The organism is Mesorhizobium japonicum MAFF 303099 (assembly GCF_000009625.1).
Taxonomy (GTDB): Bacteria; Pseudomonadota; Alphaproteobacteria; order Rhizobiales; family Rhizobiaceae; genus Mesorhizobium; species Mesorhizobium japonicum.
Genome location: NC_002678.2, coordinates 5,052,774 through 5,071,205, shown reverse-complemented (window position 1 = coordinate 5,071,205; position 18,432 = coordinate 5,052,774). Strand labels below are relative to the sequence as shown.

Genomic DNA, 18,432 nt, shown 5'->3' with positions numbered 1-18,432 from the left:
AAATATCGGAGCATTGCGTGCAGCCCCTTACCCAACTCGCCGAGTTTGTCGCAGCCTTTCCGGCGGACGAGTTGCCACCGTCGACTCGAGAGATGATCTCCCGGTTGATGCTCGACCTGATTGGCGCAACGGCAGCAGGCTTTCATTCTCCCTTGGCAACCGCAGCCAGATCGTCTGCGCTCAATGCTTATGGGAGAGGAAACATCTGCGTTTGGCTTACGGGGCAGACTTCGAGCATTGTGGGAGCCGCAATGGCCAATAGTGCGGCGGCCAGCGCACTTGACATTGATGACGGCCATCGCGGTGCAGCTGGACATGCCGGTGCGGGTGTTATCCCAGCAGTTCTGGCAGTAGCCGAAGCCGTCGGCGCTTCCAACTCTGAAGTTCTTATCGCGACCGCGCTTGGATATGACGTCGCGCTTCGCGTGGCAGCTTGCCGGCCCGCGGCGAGCGTCGATACATATGCAAGCGGTCGCTGGGTCAACTACGGAGCGGCGGCGGTGGCAGCACGTCTCCTCAAACTTGACACCAACCAGACTGCTCATGCGCTCGGAATTGCCGGTGGCGAGGGTCCGATCGTCTTCACGATGCCATCTCCTAAATTTGAAGGCAGCACCATAAAGGAAGGAATTCCGCCAGCTGTCGTCGCTGGGATTACAGCGGCTTATCGTGCGCGTGAAGGTGCGACCGGGCCTCTCGATTTGTTCGATGACGAAACCCGTTTCGATCAAGATATCCTTTTGAGAGATCTCGGAACTTCTTGGGAGCTGGAGAACTGCTATTTAAAACCATATGCCTGTTGCCGCTACATACACGCAGCAATTGATGCGATCTCCGCGATGCGTCGCCCCGGTCAAGCGATAAAGTCGCTTCGGATCGACACATTCCCGCAGGCTATGAAGCTCGCCAACGAACGGCAACCTGCCAACCTCGAAGGCGCGCAGTACAGCTTCTATTTCAGTTGCGCATTGGCGGCGCTATTTGGCGCTGACGCGCTGCAGCCAATCGATCCAAAGTGGCTGAAAGATGAACGGGTGCTTGAACTGGCCCGCCGCGTTGAACTGGCACCGGCCGCCGAATTTTCCAAATCGTTCCCCATTGGAACCCCAGCCCGGGTGGTAATCGACCAAGGCAAAGGCCCGGAAGAAACCGTGGTGCTTCACCCTCTCGGCGACGTAGCGAACCCCCTCTCCAAGGATCAGATCGTTCAGAAGTTCAAGAACATCACGAAGATCTTGGATGCAGACTGGCAGTTGCGAATTATTTCTGCGACGCTTGAATTCGAGAAACTCGGCCTGGCATCCCTCATCGCCTCCCTTTCCCCGACCGCATCCGAAGAGGTTGCGGATATTTCCGCAACAGCAGTCGCTTGACAAATCGCCGAAAGGCAAGGACGCCGCACAAAATCGGGTCTGGCATTGTTCTGTGGATGTAACGTCGTCCCTCGTTGGGGCCTCTTTTGAACCTAATGCGTAAGCGGTCAGTCAACAATGAAGGAGCCTAAGACAGTGATTGAGCCTGTGGACAACGGGATAGATTTCGTCGCGGTGGTGGGTGAAAGGACACCGCACTTTAACCCAAAGCTGCGACTCGATGAGCTTATCGGTCGGCCCGCGCAGATGTATCTTGGATTAAGCGGCAACGCGCTGACCGCGAGAATACGGAGCCCAGTGATCACCCGCGCCACCGGCTGCAGAGTGAGTTCGATTTTGGCTTATATGTTCATCACCCATGACCTTCTCACGTGCGCGCAATAGCCACTCGCCTTGTGAAGAAGCGTGCCGCTTGCCCAGCTCTAAAAATAACATCAGTCGGATTGTCAAAAATGCGCGATAATCGTAACTCGATTCACCCCATGGTGATAATCAAGACCGGCGATACGTACGACCAGATCGGCGAGAGGCATGGTGATTTCGAGGACTGGATCAGCAATATATTGTTGTCGCGCGGCTGCGAGTTATCCATCGTAGTAGTGGATCCCCGTTCTGGCGGAAAACTTCCAAAATTTTCCTTCGTCTCCGGAATTGTGATCACGGGATCGCACGCTACGGTCAGGGAGGATGTTCCATGGATTCGCCAACTATCTCGCTGGCTCCAACAGGCACTCATTCATCAAGTGCCGATATTGGGAATTTGCTTCGGCCATCAGCTATTGGCCCAATGTTTGGGCGGCGTGGTAACGGCAAGAACTAGCGGCGCCGAAATCGGGAGCATCCCGATTACAGTAACTAAGGAAGGGGGTAAGGACCCCCTTTTTGATTCAATCCCGCCGACATTTGCCGCGCAACTCATCCACTGGGAGTCTGCGGTACGACTACCACCTGAGGCGGTCGTCCTGGCACATTCCCTCTCAGAGCCACATCAGGCTTTTCGAGTTGGACCTTGTGCGTGGGGTGTGCAGTTTCACCCTGAGATTTCGAAAACCATCGTTACGGAGTATCTGGATCTTCTTGACCCTCGGCTCTCAGCAGAGGGGCACGACGTCAATCAGTTGAAGGCCCTGGTCACCGCAACTCCTTATTCGACCGAAGTGTTGCGGAACTTTGCAACCTATGTAGCAGGGCGCCCTCCTCCTTCTTCTGTAACGCGGATCTGCGGCCTAATCTTCGGAGGTACTTTTCTGAACCTCATATGGGCGTCTGTTAGCCCATGGATAGCGTGGCTGGCTGGCGTCAAAGAATATGGTCGTGGTCGTTGAGCATAGGGCAAGGATGACCCGAAGCTGTTGAAGGAGTGCAGCTCGACTGAATAAGCCCGGGCGTGTTTGACTTGGAAATCACTGATCTCGGGGTTCTTCGCTCTTGGCAGCGACTGTCGTGACCCTGCTCGAGTTCGCTGACGGCGTCGACGACAATCACATCATCGCGGTCTGGCTGGCGAAGGAGACAAGTGGCTTTCGGACTCGCCAATTGAGCGGGCGCTCAAATCGAAAACCGATCTGTGCTCAGACCGTTCCTGTTGTAAAGGGCCGACCACGGTTGGATCAGAGCGTCAAAGGACCTGTTCACGGCCAATTGCCGTTATCTTATGCAAATTAACGAATGCACGCCGGCACATTTTGCATCCATTTTGTCGCATTTTGCAATATTTTTAAAGATCCACTCTGCTAATATAAAACGCATATCCTAATAAAAACGCCGCTAGCGGCATACAATTCTTGCATTTATCTGTCGTTTTTTGGCCCATGGGTTGGATCTTATGGTTCATGCCGGGATGTCTGGTCTTATAAATCTGATACATTGTCAAGGATATGGCTTTGATCGGATAGATCGCGGACGTATTGTCGGCTAGCTAAAGAGAGGAAACATTTCAAAATGAATACGAAGATGACTGTGCCGACGAAAGCGGTATGCGGATGTTCGAAACCCGCCGATGCAACGGCGTCAGCGCATCCGCTTGATCCGCTTTCAAAGGCCGAACTGCTGAGTGTCTTCGAGATCGTTCGTGACGATGCTGCCTTCGGCAAGGATTTTTACTTTGAGACTGTGGAACTACTAGAGCCGGCTAAGGGGAGTGTTCGATCCTTTCGGAGAGGCAATCCGATCTCCAGGAAAGCGCGCGTGAATCTGTTCCGGATCGATCGCGATGGTGTCTGGCGCCTAGTTGTATCGCTCGACGAAAACAAGGTCGAGAAGTCGGAGTACCTTGCATCGGCAAAGCCGATGATCCAGCTCGAACAGTTCACTGCCATCGAAGATGCAGTCAGGGACGCTCCCGATTTTATCGCCGCCTGCAGTCGGCGGGGTATCAACGATATGAGCCAGGTCTGCATTGATCCGTGGTCGGCTGGAAATTTCGGCGTTCCGGATGAGGAGGGCCGGTATATCGCCCACGTCTTCGCCTGGTTGCGCCTGCGGGAGAACGAAAATTTCTATGCGCATCCCATCGGGGGACTGAACGCAATCGTCGATATCAGGACCAACCGTGTTCTGCGTGTCGACGATCACGAGATTATTCCAATTCCGATGAAGGAGGCCAACTACGAAGCCGAGTTCATTAAGGAACCGCGTCAGCCTTACAAGCCCCTCAATATCGCGCAACCCGAGGGTGTTTCATTCAACCTGGACGGCCATCAGCTAAGCTGGGACAAGTGGGCGTTTCGTGTTGGCTTCAATGCCAGGGAAGGCTTGACGCTTCACGACATCAGCTACGATGGGCGGCCGGTCGTTTATCGCGCATCGCTTGTCGAGATGGTCGTCCCCTACGGCACGCCTGATCGTGGCCATTTCCGCAAGAATGTTTTCGACATCGGGGAATACGGCATTGGCAAGCTGGCGAACTCTTTGAAGCTTGGTTGCGACTGCCTTGGAGCGATCCAGTACCTCGATGCAAATCTTGCAACGATGACCGGCGATGTCGTGACGATCGAGAATGCCATCTGCATTCATGAAGAGGATGCCGGTCTTCTCTGGAAGCACTGGGACTTCCGATCCAACCACGTTGAATCTCGTCGGGCTCGCAAGTTCGTTGTCTCGTGTATTTGCACAGTGGCAAACTATGAATATGGCATTTTCTGGTACCTCCACACGGATGGCGCGATCGAATTTGAGCTGAAGGCAACCGGCATCATCAACACGACGGCTTGCCAGCCAGGAAAGCCTGGGCGCTATGGCAAAGAGGTCTCGCCTGGCGTTCTCGGACATATCCACCAGCATATCTTCTGCGCCCGGCTGGACATGAGCGTCGACGGCGATCGCAATAGCGTTGTCGAGCTAAACACCTATGCCGCGCCTGAGGGTCCGGACAATCCACACGGCAATGCCTTTTACGAAGAAGAGACCGTGCTGCCTTCCGAACTCCAGGCCTGCCGGCGGGCAAACCTTGAAACTCATCGGGCATGGAAAATCGCAAGCGCCGACCGGAAGAACCATGTTGGCGAGCCTACTGCTTATAAGCTAGAGGCCACTCATCCCGTAACGCCATACGTTGCGGCACACTCACCGTCGGGCCGTCGTTCAACCTTTACCAGCAATCATTTGTGGGTGACGGCTTTTGATCCCGAGGAACGCTATCCAGCTGGTGAATACATGAACCATTCTGACGGCTCCGGCGGTGTCGCGGACTTCGTGAAGAATGACAGGCCGTTGGTCGATGAGGATCTTGTCCTCTGGCACACCTTCGGAGTGCATCACCAGGTTCGGCCAGAGGACTTTCCTGTCCAGCCTTGCATCTTCACCGGCTTCAAGCTGATGCCGAGCGGCTTCTTCGATCAGAACCCTGGCATCGATCTGGTGGGCGAGACCAACGCTGCCAGCTGCCACGCGAGCGCCGACCGCTAAAGTCGGCTGCGCCAGCGGGGAAGCGAGACCCGCTTCCCCGTGTTCCCGAGGATAATGCCATGAGGAATGCCCAAGGCCTTCATTTTGGGGCAATGGCTTCGCACGCCATCATCATAGCCAGTGCGGGTGCGGCCGCAGTCAGCGCTGCCGTCAATGCGCTGCCGATCGTCTTCACCGATGTCCTTGTGCGCGAACTTCGGTGGTCGCAAGCCACACTATACGCAGGCCTTTCGATTTGCATGGTCATTTCCGCACTTACCGCGCCGCTGGGGGCGCTTTTGATCGCGCGATTTGGGCTCCGACAGACGACCATATGCGTTTTGTCCATCCTGCTCGTGACGCTGATCCTGTCTGGTCTGGCAGGCTCGGCGAGCGAGCTGGCTCTTATCTGGGTAGTCGCTGCGGCAGCAGGTGGCTGTCTCAACCCAATCGTCGTCGGATCGATCAGTGTCCGCAGCACTGCGCGACGGCGTCGAGTTTGTTTCTATCCTGCTCCGCCGCGGCACCCATGCTCGCTCTTCCCCTCTTCTCGTTGCTGATCGCAGGCTTTGGATGGTTTACCGCCATTTCTGTCGCGGCAGGTGCGATTGCCGCCACCATTTTCGGCGTCGACCTCGTGATCCCGAAGACCTCTTCGCGCTCTCAGGACGGAGGCGGTCTTGGTCCCTCGTTCGAGCCCCTTGGAGCCGTGGCTGGGGACAGGCTGTTCTGGATGCTGGCGTTCCTGACATGCGTTTGCGGCGTGACGTCGTCGGGATTGGTTGGTAACCATCTCATCAGCATCTGTCGGGCGGCTGGCCTGCCTGCAACGGCGGGTGTCGAGGCTGTCGCGCTGACTGGAATCATCGCAGCGTTTGGCGGGCTGGCATTCGGCGTAGCCGCTGATCGCTTCACCGGCATCCGGCTTCTCGCGGCCTACTACATCGCACGCGCGCTTCTTCTGTTCTGGTTGCCGCAGAGCTCTTTGAGCTTTGAAACGCTTTCCCAGTTCGCGGTGCTCTTTGGCTTGGACGTATGCGACGTCTCCGCCCCATTGATTTTCTTGTTGCAACGGTCAGGTGGAGCGCTTGCAGCTGGTCCTATGAGCACGTTGGGGAATCCCGGACGTGCTCATTGTGATGCGCTGATCCGTTGCGCATAGGCCCAGGGCATGAGGGCGTCGATGTCTTTGGCGAGGTGGCCATTTGCGAGGCTGATGAAGAGATCGCGCAGGTAGGCGTATGGTTCAACGCGGTTCATCTTGCATGTGCCGATCAGGCTGGCGAAACGGGCCCAATTACGGCCGCCTTCATCATGGCCGGCAAAGAGAGCGTTGCGGCGGTTCATGGCCGGACTTCTGATCGCGTTTTCGACGAGATTGGAGTCGATGTCGACGCGGCCGTCGTTCAGGAACAGCCGGAAGCCGACCTGGCGTTTCAGCATATAGGCCATGGCCTCGCCGAGGTCGGACTTGCGCGATACGCGCGCGCCCTGAACTGTCAGCCAGGTGAAGAACTCGTCCACCAGGGGGCGGGACAGGTGCTGGCGGACAGCCCGGCGATGATCGGGGTCACAACCTCGGATGCTGTCCTCGATCTTGTAGAGGGCGGCGATGCGCAACAACGCCTCGTCGACGATGGGCGAACCCTTCTTCGGCTGGGACTTGATCAGTTTTCTGCGGCCATGCGCCCAGCAGAAGGCCAGCCTCAACGGATCGCCGCCCGTGCGTTTTGGCGTTGCGAGGTGGGAGTAGCCGCCATAGGCATCGACCTGGATCGTGCCGTTGAAGCCGTCGAGGATACCTGCGGCATATTCACCTTTACGCCCAGGCCGATAATGGAACACCACGCCCGGCGGCGCAGATCCGTTCCAGCCGCGGTCGTCGCGCAGAATAGCCCAGAGATAGCCAGTTTTCGTCTTGCCGCGCCCGGGATCCAACACCGGAGCCGTGGTCTCGTCGACATATAGTCGTGAGCTACCCTGTTTCAGGATCATGGCCATGTGGTCTACCACCGGCGCGATCACGGCGCCCGTCCGACCCAGCCAGTCGGCCAGGACCGTGCGGTCGATCGGCACTCCGTGTCGGGCCATGACCGCGGCCTGCCGGTTCAGCGGCATGTGTTCGGAATGCTTGGACACGGCGATCTGCGCCAAGAGGGCTTCGGTCGGCCAGCTACCTTCCAGCAAATGCGCCGGCGCCCTGGCCTGAACCACTCCCGTGCGCCCCTTGGGGCAAGCATATTTCGGGCGGATCGCGACGATCACCTGATAGCGCGCCGGGATATGATCGAGCCGCTCCGTCCGGTCTTCGCCAATCCGGACCATGTTGCCGCAACCACAGGGGCAGGCAATGCTATCAGGCTCGATCACCTGTTCGACGCGCGGCAGGCTCTGGGGCAGAGCACGCGCCTTGCGTTGCCTGCGTGAAGCAGTCTTTTCGCAATTGGCTGTGCTGGCCGCGATCTTTTCCTCGACGAAGGCGATCTGGGCCTGTGTTTCGGCAATTGCCGTCTCCAGGTCCTCCAGCGCCAGTTCCATCTGCGTCGGATCGAGCTTTTCCGATTTCGGCCCGAACTTCGTGCGGCGGTAGTCCTGAACCTGGCTCTCCAGCTTCTCGATCAGTTCCTTCAACTCGGTGATGAAGGCGTCCTTTTCAGCCACCACCGCCTGCTCATGCTGACGGGCCGCACGCTCGACCGACAGCTCGAACTGTACGGCCGCAAAGGCGTTCACCACCTCTGCAGGCAGGTCCGGGAACTGGCTGAGATCAATGGGCGCAGACATGCGCCTTCGTAGCAAATCGAAGCAAAAAAGCCCAATAAAACAACGCCAAAACCGAACGGGTGAGTCACCCTGCCGCAGCGGGCGGCGCTACCCGCCGCGCTACCACGCGTCGCCAGTCGAGACCTTCGAACAAAGCTTCATACTGCCCCCGCGACAGCCGCATCGTCCCATCCTGCACTTTGGGCCAGGCAAAGCTGCCCTGTTCCAGGATTTTGTAGGTCAGCACCATTCCGGTGCCATCCCACACCAGGATTTTTACACGATTCCCGCGCTTCGACCGGAAGATCACGGTGACCCCGGAATGCGGATCAAGCTTCAACTCGGTCTGCACCATCAATGCCAGCGCCTGATGGCCACAGCGGAAGTCCACCGGCCGCGTCGCGATCAGGATCGGCAATCGTTGGCCCGCGACGATCATGCCGTCCCGCGCATCGCACGCACCAAGGCCGCAACCCGGTCAACCGGCTCATCGCCGGGAACCCTCACCACGAGGTCTGCGCCTATTTCCACGGTCATGATCCCCAAAGTGATCTCGACCGGCTCCGGAACCGGCAAAGCATCGGCAGCCTCCTTCGGCTCCGTCGTAATCGCCAGGGGCACGAAGGCAGGCTCGAATGGGCCGCTATTCTCGCAAGGCACCGGCATCAGTTCCGCAGGCAGCGCCAAAAGACCCTGACGCGCCTGCCGTCGCCAGTCCGAAAGCTGATGCGCAATGAGATCATGACGACGCGCAACATCAACAACCCGCGCACCGCGTTGAAGGCTCTCCGCGACAATCCGCGCCTTCAGATCATTAGGCCATCGTCGGTTTCCACGACGAGGCTCGACAACTTCGCATCGCCCAACAAATCCCTCGCCATCCGCCATGCCAAATCTCCAGCTCCTGCCGAAAACCTTCTGGCAGAAACCTCAATGTTCAGAAACAAGCGAAATCAATGGGGTGTGGGCTGCGCATACGCTTGGACTGGGCGGCAACGATGCCTGCTCTTATGCGCATCGCGTCGCAGCATTTTGGTGCGCGTCGTATTGGACCGTGCATGTCCATCCTGGTGGTGGTCCATCACGGAGCGGCAGCGGCCACTACATTCGTGGTCGGTGCAGCCGACCCCGCGTTCAATCCTCTGGCCTTCGGTATCGGCGGACTTCTGTGCCTCATGGCAGGATTTCTTCTTATCCTGAATCACAGGTTGCCCATGAGGTTGGAACCTTATCAGGCCTTCCCGGCCGGCCATTGCGCGTCGAGGTGTCCGCCTCGGTCATCAGCTGAGGACCACGATCTTAATCAGCTTGAAGGCTCGAGTCATTGCGACCCCATTTTCAGCGCAATTGTTGCGCAATTTTGCAATCTGCGTAGCTACTCACGAAATTTGTAAAACGTGACGATACCGATGCAAAATGGGGCAATTTACGGGTTTCACCGAACCGTCAGGTGAGAGATATGGTCCCTCGTCTTACCAAATCCTATGAGGCAAGCTCCCAGCCGATAGCCAGTATCCGCTCCTCTGTTCTAAGCGTGGTGGTCGGTGCGCTCGAGGCAACGGGGGTTTCAACCGACCATTTGCTGGCCCAGCATGGGCTGTCCAGACTGACTTTGGACGATCCTTATAACCCGGTGTCTCTCAAGAATTATGTGGCGTTCTTCGAGGACGCCGCAAGAATGAGCAGCCAGCCAATGTTGGGGATACGGTTGGGGAACGCGATCAAGGCCGAGGATTTGGGACCTGTTGGCGTACTCTACACAATGATGCAGACTCTCCGTTCTGCAATCGTCCGGTTCAGCCATTTCTTTCCAGCATTGCAAGGAAGCACGAAGCTTGGCCTTTCGGTGAGAGGTGACGCAACTTGGCTTGAATATCAGATTGAGGACCAGACAATCTGGCCAAGGCGTCAGGACACCGAGTTTACCCTAGCCCTTATCTGCGCGCTCACGCGTAGCCGTTTGGGGCGCGGTTGGGCGCCGGAGGAGATTCATTTTGAGCATTCTGCCCCGACAAATGGTCGCGACATGGCCCACTTCTTCGGAGCGGTCATTCGATTTGATCAGCCGATAAATCGGATGCTGATCCGAACTGAGGATCTTGATCTTCCCTTTGCGTCCGCAAATCCAGCGGCAATTGCCATCATTGAGCAGCACCTGAACGATTTGATTGGAGATGGCGTCGTTCCAGCCTTTGAGGACGCTGTTCTGCAAGCAATCATGCGTTGCATGAAACGGGGAGAGGTTACGCTGGAACTCGTTGCGTCGCGGCTTGGAATTGGTCCACGAACGCTCCAAAGACGGCTAGCTGCAACGGGTCGGACATTCCGAGAGATCGTTCAGCAACAACGTCATGGCACAGCCACGGTGCTCTTGAAAGACGAACGGATTGCCTTGGGTGTTGTTGCGGGAAATCTTGGCTATGCAGACACGGCCACCATGTCGCGCGCATTCAAGACGTGGACCGGTCAATCTCCGCGCGCATATTCCAAGAAAAACCGGCGAGAGGCCCGCTGAAGCAAAGCAAGAGGTGTTTGCGTCTCGGTCCGTTGCTGAAGTCTGGTCCCCGCATCTCGAGACGGCCCGCGATCATGGTCTTATCGCTTGCGCCATGTCGCACTGAGACATCCTGGGCTTTGCCCCGCCGCCCAACACCGCCAAGGTGGGTGAGATAGTGAGATCGAGCGCCTCAAATCCAGTATCTCGCTCACGCTCTCGCCGATGAGACGTAGCGCGCCGCCGCACCGGTTGTAGACATCCTCACGCACCATACGATCGGGCGGGGGCTTGCGCCGGGATGGTCGTTCGGTCTGCTGCTTCTCAATACGCGGAGGGCTTCCCTCTTCCCTCTTCTAGGGCAAGGGTCGCTTCCGAGGTTCTCCAGTCCGAGCGCCAGTTGAACAGGACCCGGCTGCTCGGAACGGCGGCCGAACCCCGCGCGCTGCAGCTTTTTGACTGCGTGTTTCGGCAATTCCCCGATAGATGTGAGCGTTCTATCACGCAAAGGGACCTGTCCCCTTGGGACGATTGGATCGCAAAGAGCTAGGGGGCCTGCCGTATTGGGCCTTGAACGCTTGGGAAAAGTGTCCGGTGCTGGAGAAGCCGGTGGCGAAGGCAATTTCAGCGATCGCAAGCGGGCTCTGTTCGATCAGCCGCCGCGCGTGATCAAGCCGAATCCGGCGGTAGCTTTGCAGGAAGCCGGCGTTCAGATGCTGGGTAAATAGGCGATCCAGATGACGGGCGCTGATCGAGAGGAAATGCGCCATTGCTTCGCGATCGAGCGGATTTTCAATCGTCGCTTCCATCTTCTCAAGCGCGGCCAGCAGGATCGGATTGTGGGTGCCAAATCGCTCGGCCGCAGAACCGCGTTGCGGGTCTGAGGGGTCGGCAATCGCTGTGTGAAGGTACCAGTCGCTGACGCGGTTCGCGAAATGCGCTCCCATGCGTTCGGCGATCAGCGCATGCATCATGTCGAGCGGAGCCACGCCTCCGCCGCAGGTTATGCGATCGCCGTCGATCACATAACGGGCTTGCCGGAGCGCTAAAGCCGGATAGGCCTCACGCAGGATCGGGGCATGCTCCCAGTGAATGGTGAAATCTCTGTTGTCGAGCAGACCGGCGGCAGCCAAGAGATAGGCGCCGCTCGAGATTGCGCCAAGACGGACGCCGAGGCGCGACAACCGCCGCAACGTTTTGAACAGCCTGTCCGCTTCCGCCCAGTTGCCGGGATCGCCGCCCGCGCAGACGAACACTGTATGGAATTCCGCACCCACTGACGAAATATCATCGCAGGCGATGTCGATACCGCCGGAGCTCTGCACGGGACGGCCACCTTGCGAAAGCTGCCTGATGACATAGAGGCTGCGGCCCGCGAGGAGGTTGGCGGCGCGTAAGGGTTCGGTCGCCGATGCGTAGGACATGAGGGCGAAATTCGGTAGCAGCAGAAAACCGAACTGCTGAGTTTGTCTGTCCAATTCAGGCGTCATGTCCGATCTATATAATAAACCGTCCCATAGGTGGAACTGAAATCTGGTCGACGGGCATAGGTTGACCCAAGTCCCAGCTTGGATATGGCCAGCTATGCGATACTCGGCTCTCTCGATCTTGCTCAACGGCCTTCGCGGCAACACCGGCTGGGGCCCCGCCTGGCGCGCGCCGGAACCGAAGTCCCATTACGATGTCATCATCGTCGGCGGCGGGGGCCACGGCCTTGCGACCGCCTATTATCTCGGCAAGGAATTCGGCATCACCAACGTCGCAGTACTGGAAAAAGGCTATATCGGCGGCGGAAACGTCGGCCGCAACACGACGATCATCCGTTCGAATTACTTGCTGCCGGGCAATAATCCCTTCTACGAACTGTCTTTGAAGCTCTGGGAAGGCCTGGAGCAGGACTTCAATTTCAACGCCATGATTTCCCAGCGCGGCGTGCTCAATCTCTACCATTCCGATGCGCAGCGCGACGCCTATACGCGGCGCGGAAATGCCATGCTGCTGCACGGCGTCGATGCCGAACTGCTCAACCGCGAGGAGGTGCGCGCCAAACTGCCCTTCCTTGATTTCGACAATGCCCGCTTTCCCATCCAGGGCGGCCTTCTGCAGCGGCGTGGCGGCACGGTGCGGCATGATGCTGTGGCCTGGGGCTATGCGCGGGGCGCCGACAGCCGCGGCGTCGACATCATCCAACATTGCGAGGTGACCGGCATCCGCCGGGAAAACGGCAAGGTCGTTGGCGTCGAGACCACGCGCGGCTTCATCGGCTGCGGCAAGCTGGCACTCGCGGCTGCCGGCAATTCCTCCCGTGTTGCCGAAATGGCCGATATCAAGCTGCCGCTTGAAAGCCATGTGCTGCAGGCCTTCGTCTCCGAGGGCCTAAAACCCTTCATCGATTGCGTCGTCACCTTCGGCGCGGGGCATTTCTATGTCTCGCAGTCGGACAAGGGAGGGCTGGTCTTCGGCGGCGACATCGACGGCTATAATTCCTATGCCCAGCGCGGCAATCTCGCCACCGTCGAGCATGTCGCCGAGGCGGGCAAGGCGATGATCCCAGGCATTTCCCGTGTACGTGTGCTGCGTTCCTGGGGCGGCGTCATGGACATGTCGATGGACGGCTCGCCGATCATCGACCGCACCCACATCGACAATCTCTACCTCAATGCCGGCTGGTGCTATGGCGGCTTCAAGGCCACGCCCGCATCCGGCCTCTGCTTTGCGCACCTGATCGCACGGGGCACGCCGCACGAAACCGCTCGCGCCTTCCGGCTCGACCGCTTCGCGCGTGGCCATATCCTCGACGAAAAGGGCCAGGGCGCCCAGCCCAACCTTCACTGATTTCCAGGATACCTGAACATGGCAAGCCTTATCCCATGCCCTCATTGCGGCTCTCGACCCAAAGAGGAATTCACCGTGAAGGGCGCGGCAGTTGCCCGACCGGCACCCGATGCCGACACGGATTTGTGGATCGACTATGTCTATCTGCGCGACAATCCGCGCGGCGCCTATGAGGAATATTGGCATCATACGTCGGGCTGCCGGCGCTGGCTGGTGGTCAGCCGCAATACGGCGACGCATGAAATCTCGGGCTCCGGCGACGCGGTGCTCGACCTGACGGCGGAGGCGCTCTGATGACCTCTTATCGACTGCCCAGCGGTGGCCTGATCGATCGTCACTCACGCCTCGGCTTCAGCTTCGATGGCCAGTCACTCACGGGTCATGCCGGCGATACGTTGGCTTCCGCTCTGCTCGCCAATGGCCGCCAATTGGTAGGCCGCAGCTTCAAATACCATCGTCCGCGCGGCATCCTGACCGCGGGCGCCGCCGAACCGAATGCATTGATGACCATCGGCAGCGGAGGGCGCACCGAGCCCAATACCCGCGCTACGATGCAGGACCTTTACGATGGTCTCGAAGCCCGCAGCCAGAACCGCTGGCCCTCGCTCAATTTCGATATCGGTTCGCTGAACGGCCTGCTCTCGCCCTTCCTCGCCGCTGGCTTCTACTACAAGACCTTCATGTGGCCGGCGAAGTTTTGGGAAGGTCTCTACGAGCCCTTCATCCGACGCGCCGCCGGTCTCGGCAAGGCGACCTACGAGGCCGATCCGGACCGGTACGAGAAGAGCTGGGCGCATTGCGACCTCCTGGTGATCGGTGCCGGCCCAGCCGGGCTGGCCGCCGCGCTGATCGTCGGCCGTGCAGGGGCACGTGTTATCATCCTCGACGAACACAGCCTTGCGGGCGGATCGTTGCTGTCGGAGACCGCGACCGTCGGCGGAGAAAGCGCGCCGGCATTTGCCAAGCGGCTGGCCGGCGAGCTTGAAACGCTGCCGAATGTGCGCGTCCTGACCCGCACCACCGCTTTTGGCTGGTATGACGGCAATGTCTTCGGGGCTGCGGAGCGCGCCCAGAAGCATGTGCGCAACCCCGATCCAAACAAGCCCGTCGAGCGCATGTGGCGCATTAGCGCAAAGAAGGCGCTGCTCGCCACCGGTGCCGAGGAGCGGCCGCTCGTATTCGGCGGCAACGATATTCCCGGCGTAATGATGGCGAGTGCAATGCGCAGCTATCTCAACCGTTTTGCCGTGGCCCCAGGTCAGCGCACCGCCATCTTCACCACCAATGACAGCGGCTATGCACTCGCAAGCGATCTTGAGGCCGCGGGTGTCGAGCTTACCGCAATCATCGATAGCCGCGCCGACGCCCAGTTCGCCTATACCGGCAAGGCTCGCGTTATCAAGGGCGCTGTCGTGTCTGACGCCAGGGGTGGCAAGGCACTCTCCAGCGTCAATTTCACGGCCGCAAACGGTGCCACCGAAACCATAGCAGTGGATGCGCTCGCCATGTCCGGCGGCTTCAGCCCGATTATCCACCTTGCCTGCCATCGCGGCGGCAAGCCGCAGTGGTCGGATGCGCATGGCGCCTTCTTGGCGCCGCCGGAGGGAAGGGGCCTCGCGCTCGCAGGCGCTGTCACGGGCACGACCGGATTGTCGGCAAGCTTCGCAGAGGGTGCGGCGCGAGGCGCTGCCATCGCCCAAGAGCTTGGGTTCGCCGCCCAGCCATTCGAGGCCGGTCCTGTCGATGGCGACGTCGTTGCTCCACCGGCCCGCCCACTCTGGAATATCCGGGGCGTGAAGGGCAAGGCCTTCGTCGACTTCCAGAACGATGTCGGCCGCAAGGATCTCGGCCTTGCAGTTCAGGAAGGCTATGGCGATGTCGAACTTGCCAAGCGCTACACCACGTCCGGTATGGCCACCGACCAGGGCAAGCTCTCCAATGTCAACGCAATAGGCCTGCTGGCAGAAGCGCGTGGCGTCTCTCCGGCCGAAGTCGGTACGACGACCTTCCGGCCCTTCTACACCCCAATCAGCTTCGGCGCGTTGACCGGTCCGCATCACGGCCATCATTTCCAGCCGGTGCGCAAGTCGCCTCTAAATGACTGGGCCAAGAAGCACGGCGCGGTCTTCGTCGAGACCGGCCTCTGGTACCGCTCGTCTTGGTTCCCGCGCGCGGGTGAAACTAACTGGCGACAGAGCGTCGACCGCGAGGTCGTGAACGTTCGAAAGAATGTAGGCATCTGCGACGTCTCCATGCTCGGCAAGATCGAGGTCTGCGGCAAGGATGCGGCGGAGTTCCTCAATCGGGTCTATTCGAACGTCTTCCTGAAACTGCCGGTCGGCAAGGCGCGCTATGGCCTGATGTTGCGCGAGGACGGCTTCATTTATGATGATGGCACGACGAGCCGCCTGGCTGACGATCGCTTCTTCATGACGACGACCACCGCCTATGCCGCCGGCGTCATGACGCATCTCGAATTCTGCGCCCAGGTGCTGTGGCCGGAGCTCGACGTGCGGCTCGCCTCGGTCACGGACCAATGGGCACAGATGTCGGTGGTCGGGCCAAAGGCGCGCGCGACGCTGCAGGCAATCGTCGATGATGATATTTCCAACACTGCCTTCCCCTTTCTTGCGGCAAGGGAAGTTTCGCTGTTCGGCGGCCGGCTGCATGGCCGCCTGTTTCGTATCTCGTTCTCGGGCGAACTGGCTTACGAACTTGCCGTGCCGGCCGGCTATGGCGAGAGCGTCGCCGACGCCGTTCTCAAGGCAGGCAAGGAACATGGCATCCAGCCCTATGGCGTCGAGGCCCTCAGCGTGCTGCGCATCGAGAAGGGCCATGTGACGCATAACGAGATCAACGGCACGGTAATCCCGTCGGATCTCGGCTTCGCCAAGATGGTGTCGACGGCCAAGCCGGATTTCATCGGCAAGGCAATGCTCGGTCGCGAGGGCCTGTTGGCCCAGGATCGTCCGAGCCTTGTCGGCGTCGTGCCGCTCGACCCCGCGACCACATTCCGCACCGGCTCGCACATTCTCGCCAAGGACGCCGCGCCGACCCTTGAGAACGACCAGGGCTACGTCTCGTCGAGTGGCTTCTCACCGCATGTCGGCTCTACCATCGGTTTGGCGCTAGTGAAGAGCGGCCATGCCAGACATGGCGAAGAGGTGATGGTGTGGAATGGCCTGAGCAAGGAATTCACCGCTGCACGCCTGTGCAATCCGGTCTTCTTCGATCCAGCAAACGAGAAGCTCCATGTCTGAATTCGATCTCATCCACCGCCCTGCGATCAGCACCGAACCACTGCAGGGCTCAGACGCCTTCGCCATGAAGGCGCTACCCGAAGGCGCGATCGTCCATGTGCTTGCCGCGCCCCGAGAACAGGACCTGGCATCCTTCCTGGTCGGACTTGGCAAAGGCCACGTCCATGCCGTTTCGCCAGGGCAGTGGTTTATCGTTGGCGACGAGCCGATGACGTATTCCTCTATGAAGGCCTTGTTCGAGATGCTCGAACCGCGCGCGACAGGCGTCGACCAGAGCGGCGGCCGCGTCCGTATCCGCATCGACGGCAGACAATCCGAGCGCATCCTATCAACGGGTACGGCCATCGACCTTTCTGCCGAGTCTTTTCGCGTCGGCCAATCAGCAACAACCCTGATCGGCCACATCGCCGCGCACATCACCCGCATCGGCAGCGACTCCTTCGAACTAATTGTGCTCAGGAGCTTCGCGGAAAGCCTTTGGGATGATCTCACAAGGGTCAGCGCTGGGTTTCGATAGGTGAGCGTCTGTCGCAAGAGTTGCATCTGATGCGAGGCCTTTTCGACCCAAAGGGCCTCAGAACCAAAGTCGGACGGGCTCCAGGCCCTCCGAGAGGCGTTGAGATTCTAAAGATGAAGGTGGCAAAACGACTGTTCAGTCTCTATCTGTGGCCTGGATTTTCACTACAGGCTTTTTCGTCTGCAGTAGAGGCCCTACGGCTCGCCAACGAAGTGCTTGAAACAGAGAGCTACGCTTGGCGAGTTGTATCTGACGACGGACACCCTGTAAGATCGAACAGCGGACTTACGATCTCCGTCGATACGTCGCTCAAGGAGGAACGCGGCCTTCGTGGCAGAATGGGCTCGTTCCCTTCGGTCGCGGTAATTTGCGGGGGTAGCCACCCCCTTGCCGTTAATCGGGCCCTGAATAGCTGGTTGCGGGACTGCCGGGCTAGAAAACTGTGTCTGGTTGGAATCGCAAGCGGGGTCTTCAGCATCGCGCAGACTGGTCTGGCAGATGGACGAAGATGCGCAGTGCACTGGGAACAGTTCCCTTCATTCGTCGAGCAATTTCCAGGTGTCACTGCGGTTCAATCTGCTTTTGAGATCGATGGTGACACGTACTCCTGCTCAGGTGGGGATGCTGCTTTCGATATGTTCGTGCAGTTTGTCATAGAGGACTATGATACCTCCATTGCCAGCCGGGTGTGCGAGAAGGCCGCCGCTATGAGGGTCCGTCAACCTGGAGATCGTCAGAGACTCCCTCGGCATGCAGGCGCGGCCATTCACCATGAGGGCCTGTTGAAGATCATCGAGCAGATGGAGAGGAATCTCGACGAGCCAGTAGCGCTTGAAGACATGGCTGCCTCGAACTGTTTGTCTCGGCGCCAAGTTGAGCGCATCTTTTCGAAACAAATCGGACGTTCGCCTGCACGATACTATCTTGAGATGAGACTTGAGCGCGCGCACTTGCTGATCGTGAACTCGCAACTCCCGGTCGTTGAGATCGCGATGGCCTGTGGTTTCATCTCGGCCTCACACTTTTCAAAGGCATATCGCGAGAATTATGGAATGACTCCAAGGGAGGCTCGCTCGGAAGCCGTAGAACGCCGGCGGAACGGGCCTGCCGCCCGACCTACTGGGAATGTTGCTCAGGGCGGCCTTGCAGCCTGCCACGTGAGGAAACACGCTCAAAACGCTTGATCTTGTTGCCCATGTGGAGTCGCACTTACACCCCCAATCAATCACTTTCTATCACAAGCCATTGTTGGCCAATGTGGATCGCGCCAATTGTTTATAGCCTCGGGCTTGAAGCGGGTCGAAA

Annotated in this window: 15 protein-coding genes; 11 read left to right on the top strand and 4 right to left on the bottom strand. The window is 58.9% G+C overall.

Going from position 1 to position 18,432, the window contains the following annotated elements; all coding sequences use genetic code 11:
• The first annotated feature begins 17 nt into the window (after window positions 1–17).
• The 5 genes from MAFF_RS25540 (at window position 18) to MAFF_RS25525 (ending at window position 6,420) form a co-directional block, all read left to right on the top strand.
• On the top strand, window positions 18–1,373 hold the full coding sequence (locus MAFF_RS25540) for an MmgE/PrpD family protein (protein ID WP_010913893.1): 1,356 nt from the start codon (window positions 18–20) through the stop codon (window positions 1,371–1,373).
• A 452-nt stretch (window positions 1,374–1,825) separates the two neighbouring features.
• Window positions 1,826–2,698: a glutamine amidotransferase gene (locus MAFF_RS38230; RefSeq protein ID WP_080511940.1), complete on the top strand. Its 873-nt coding sequence runs from the start codon at window positions 1,826–1,828 to the stop codon at window positions 2,696–2,698.
• Window positions 2,699–3,314: 616 nt separating this feature from the next.
• A complete protein-coding gene (locus MAFF_RS25530; protein WP_010913891.1) occupies window positions 3,315–5,279 on the top strand; it encodes a primary-amine oxidase in 1,965 nt (654 codons plus the stop codon).
• A 59-nt stretch (window positions 5,280–5,338) separates the two neighbouring features.
• On the top strand, window positions 5,339–5,818 hold the full coding sequence (locus tag MAFF_RS39800; RefSeq protein WP_162034362.1) for an MFS transporter: 480 nt from the start codon (window positions 5,339–5,341) through the stop codon (window positions 5,816–5,818).
• On the top strand, window positions 5,788–6,420 hold the full coding sequence (locus MAFF_RS25525) for a hypothetical protein (protein ID WP_044549188.1): 633 nt from the start codon (window positions 5,788–5,790) through the stop codon (window positions 6,418–6,420). Before MAFF_RS39800 ends, MAFF_RS25525 begins: the two co-directional genes overlap by 31 nt.
• On the opposite strand, the gene tnpC is transcribed toward MAFF_RS25525, so the two are convergent.
• The 3 genes from tnpC to tnpA all read right to left on the bottom strand — a co-directional run bounded on the left by tnpC (window position 6,390) and on the right by tnpA (window position 8,909).
• Complete coding sequence (gene tnpC, locus MAFF_RS25520; RefSeq protein ID WP_044549186.1) at window positions 6,390–8,042, bottom strand: IS66 family transposase; 1,653 nt, start codon at window positions 8,040–8,042, stop codon at window positions 6,390–6,392. The genes MAFF_RS25525 and tnpC overlap by 31 nt on opposite strands.
• Window positions 8,043–8,106: 64 nt before the next feature.
• Entirely contained in the window at window positions 8,107–8,460 is a 354-nt protein-coding gene (gene tnpB, locus MAFF_RS25515) for an IS66 family insertion sequence element accessory protein TnpB (protein WP_010913887.1), read from the bottom strand.
• Window positions 8,457–8,909: an IS66-like element accessory protein TnpA gene (gene tnpA / locus MAFF_RS25510; RefSeq protein WP_010913886.1), complete on the bottom strand. Its 453-nt coding sequence runs from the start codon at window positions 8,907–8,909 to the stop codon at window positions 8,457–8,459. Before tnpA ends, tnpB begins: the two co-directional genes overlap by 4 nt.
• Window positions 8,910–9,480: 571 nt before the next feature.
• Between tnpA and qhpR the strand changes: the two genes are divergently transcribed.
• Window positions 9,481–10,536, top strand: coding sequence for an AraC-like transcriptional regulator QhpR (qhpR, locus tag MAFF_RS25505; protein ID WP_044549184.1), 1,056 nt, complete (start codon window positions 9,481–9,483; stop codon window positions 10,534–10,536).
• A gap of 479 nt (window positions 10,537–11,015) precedes the next feature.
• On the opposite strand, the gene MAFF_RS25500 is transcribed toward qhpR, so the two are convergent.
• The gene (locus MAFF_RS25500) at window positions 11,016–12,005 is read right to left on the bottom strand and encodes a GlxA family transcriptional regulator (RefSeq protein WP_010913884.1); all 990 of its coding nucleotides are present in this window, start codon (window positions 12,003–12,005) and stop codon (window positions 11,016–11,018) included.
• 94 nt (window positions 12,006–12,099) lie between these two features.
• On the opposite strand from MAFF_RS25500, the gene MAFF_RS25495 reads away from it, so the two are divergent.
• From MAFF_RS25495 to MAFF_RS25475, 5 genes are read left to right on the top strand one after another with little or no spacing between them, the layout of a single operon-like run.
• Entirely contained in the window at window positions 12,100–13,350 is a 1,251-nt protein-coding gene (locus MAFF_RS25495) for a sarcosine oxidase subunit beta family protein (protein ID WP_010913883.1), read from the top strand.
• Between the two features lie 18 nt (window positions 13,351–13,368).
• Window positions 13,369–13,644, top strand: a complete 276-nt coding sequence (locus tag MAFF_RS25490) for a sarcosine oxidase subunit delta (protein WP_010913882.1) — start codon at window positions 13,369–13,371, stop codon at window positions 13,642–13,644.
• Window positions 13,644–16,610: a sarcosine oxidase subunit alpha gene (locus MAFF_RS25485; RefSeq protein WP_010913881.1), complete on the top strand. Its 2,967-nt coding sequence runs from the start codon at window positions 13,644–13,646 to the stop codon at window positions 16,608–16,610. The genes MAFF_RS25490 and MAFF_RS25485 overlap by 1 nt, the downstream gene beginning before the upstream one ends.
• The gene (locus MAFF_RS25480; RefSeq protein ID WP_010913880.1) at window positions 16,603–17,127 is read left to right on the top strand and encodes a sarcosine oxidase subunit gamma family protein; all 525 of its coding nucleotides are present in this window, start codon (window positions 16,603–16,605) and stop codon (window positions 17,125–17,127) included. Before MAFF_RS25485 ends, MAFF_RS25480 begins: the two co-directional genes overlap by 8 nt.
• A 29-nt stretch (window positions 17,128–17,156) precedes the next feature.
• Window positions 17,157–18,311, top strand: a complete 1,155-nt coding sequence (locus tag MAFF_RS25475; RefSeq protein ID WP_341872705.1) for a GlxA family transcriptional regulator — start codon at window positions 17,157–17,159, stop codon at window positions 18,309–18,311.
• Window positions 18,312–18,432: the final 121 nt, after the last annotated feature.

What these genes read in the sequence shown, in the direction of transcription:
- MAFF_RS38230 (WP_080511940.1), top strand. Translation starts at nt 1,826, where the DNA reads ATGCGCGATAATCGTAACTCGATTCACCCCATGGTGATAATCAAGACC.
- MAFF_RS25530 (WP_010913891.1), top strand. Translation starts at nt 3,315, where the DNA reads ATGAATACGAAGATGACTGTGCCGACGAAAGCGGTATGCGGATGTTCG.
- MAFF_RS39800 (WP_162034362.1), top strand. Translation starts at nt 5,339, where the DNA reads ATGAGGAATGCCCAAGGCCTTCATTTTGGGGCAATGGCTTCGCACGCC.
- MAFF_RS25525 (WP_044549188.1), top strand. Translation starts at nt 5,788, where the DNA reads ATGCTCGCTCTTCCCCTCTTCTCGTTGCTGATCGCAGGCTTTGGATGG.
- tnpC (WP_044549186.1), bottom strand. Translation starts at nt 8,042, where the DNA reads ATGTCTGCGCCCATTGATCTCAGCCAGTTCCCGGACCTGCCTGCAGAG.
- tnpB (WP_010913887.1), bottom strand. Translation starts at nt 8,460, where the DNA reads ATGATCGTCGCGGGCCAACGATTGCCGATCCTGATCGCGACGCGGCCG.
- tnpA (WP_010913886.1), bottom strand. Translation starts at nt 8,909, where the DNA reads ATGGCGGATGGCGAGGGATTTGTTGGGCGATGCGAAGTTGTCGAGCCT.
- qhpR (WP_044549184.1), top strand. Translation starts at nt 9,481, where the DNA reads ATGGTCCCTCGTCTTACCAAATCCTATGAGGCAAGCTCCCAGCCGATA.
- MAFF_RS25500 (WP_010913884.1), bottom strand. Translation starts at nt 12,005, where the DNA reads ATGACGCCTGAATTGGACAGACAAACTCAGCAGTTCGGTTTTCTGCTG.
- MAFF_RS25495 (WP_010913883.1), top strand. Translation starts at nt 12,100, where the DNA reads ATGCGATACTCGGCTCTCTCGATCTTGCTCAACGGCCTTCGCGGCAAC.
- MAFF_RS25490 (WP_010913882.1), top strand. Translation starts at nt 13,369, where the DNA reads ATGGCAAGCCTTATCCCATGCCCTCATTGCGGCTCTCGACCCAAAGAG.
- MAFF_RS25485 (WP_010913881.1), top strand. Translation starts at nt 13,644, where the DNA reads ATGACCTCTTATCGACTGCCCAGCGGTGGCCTGATCGATCGTCACTCA.
- MAFF_RS25480 (WP_010913880.1), top strand. Translation starts at nt 16,603, where the DNA reads ATGTCTGAATTCGATCTCATCCACCGCCCTGCGATCAGCACCGAACCA.
- MAFF_RS25475 (WP_341872705.1), top strand. Translation starts at nt 17,157, where the DNA reads ATGCGAGGCCTTTTCGACCCAAAGGGCCTCAGAACCAAAGTCGGACGG.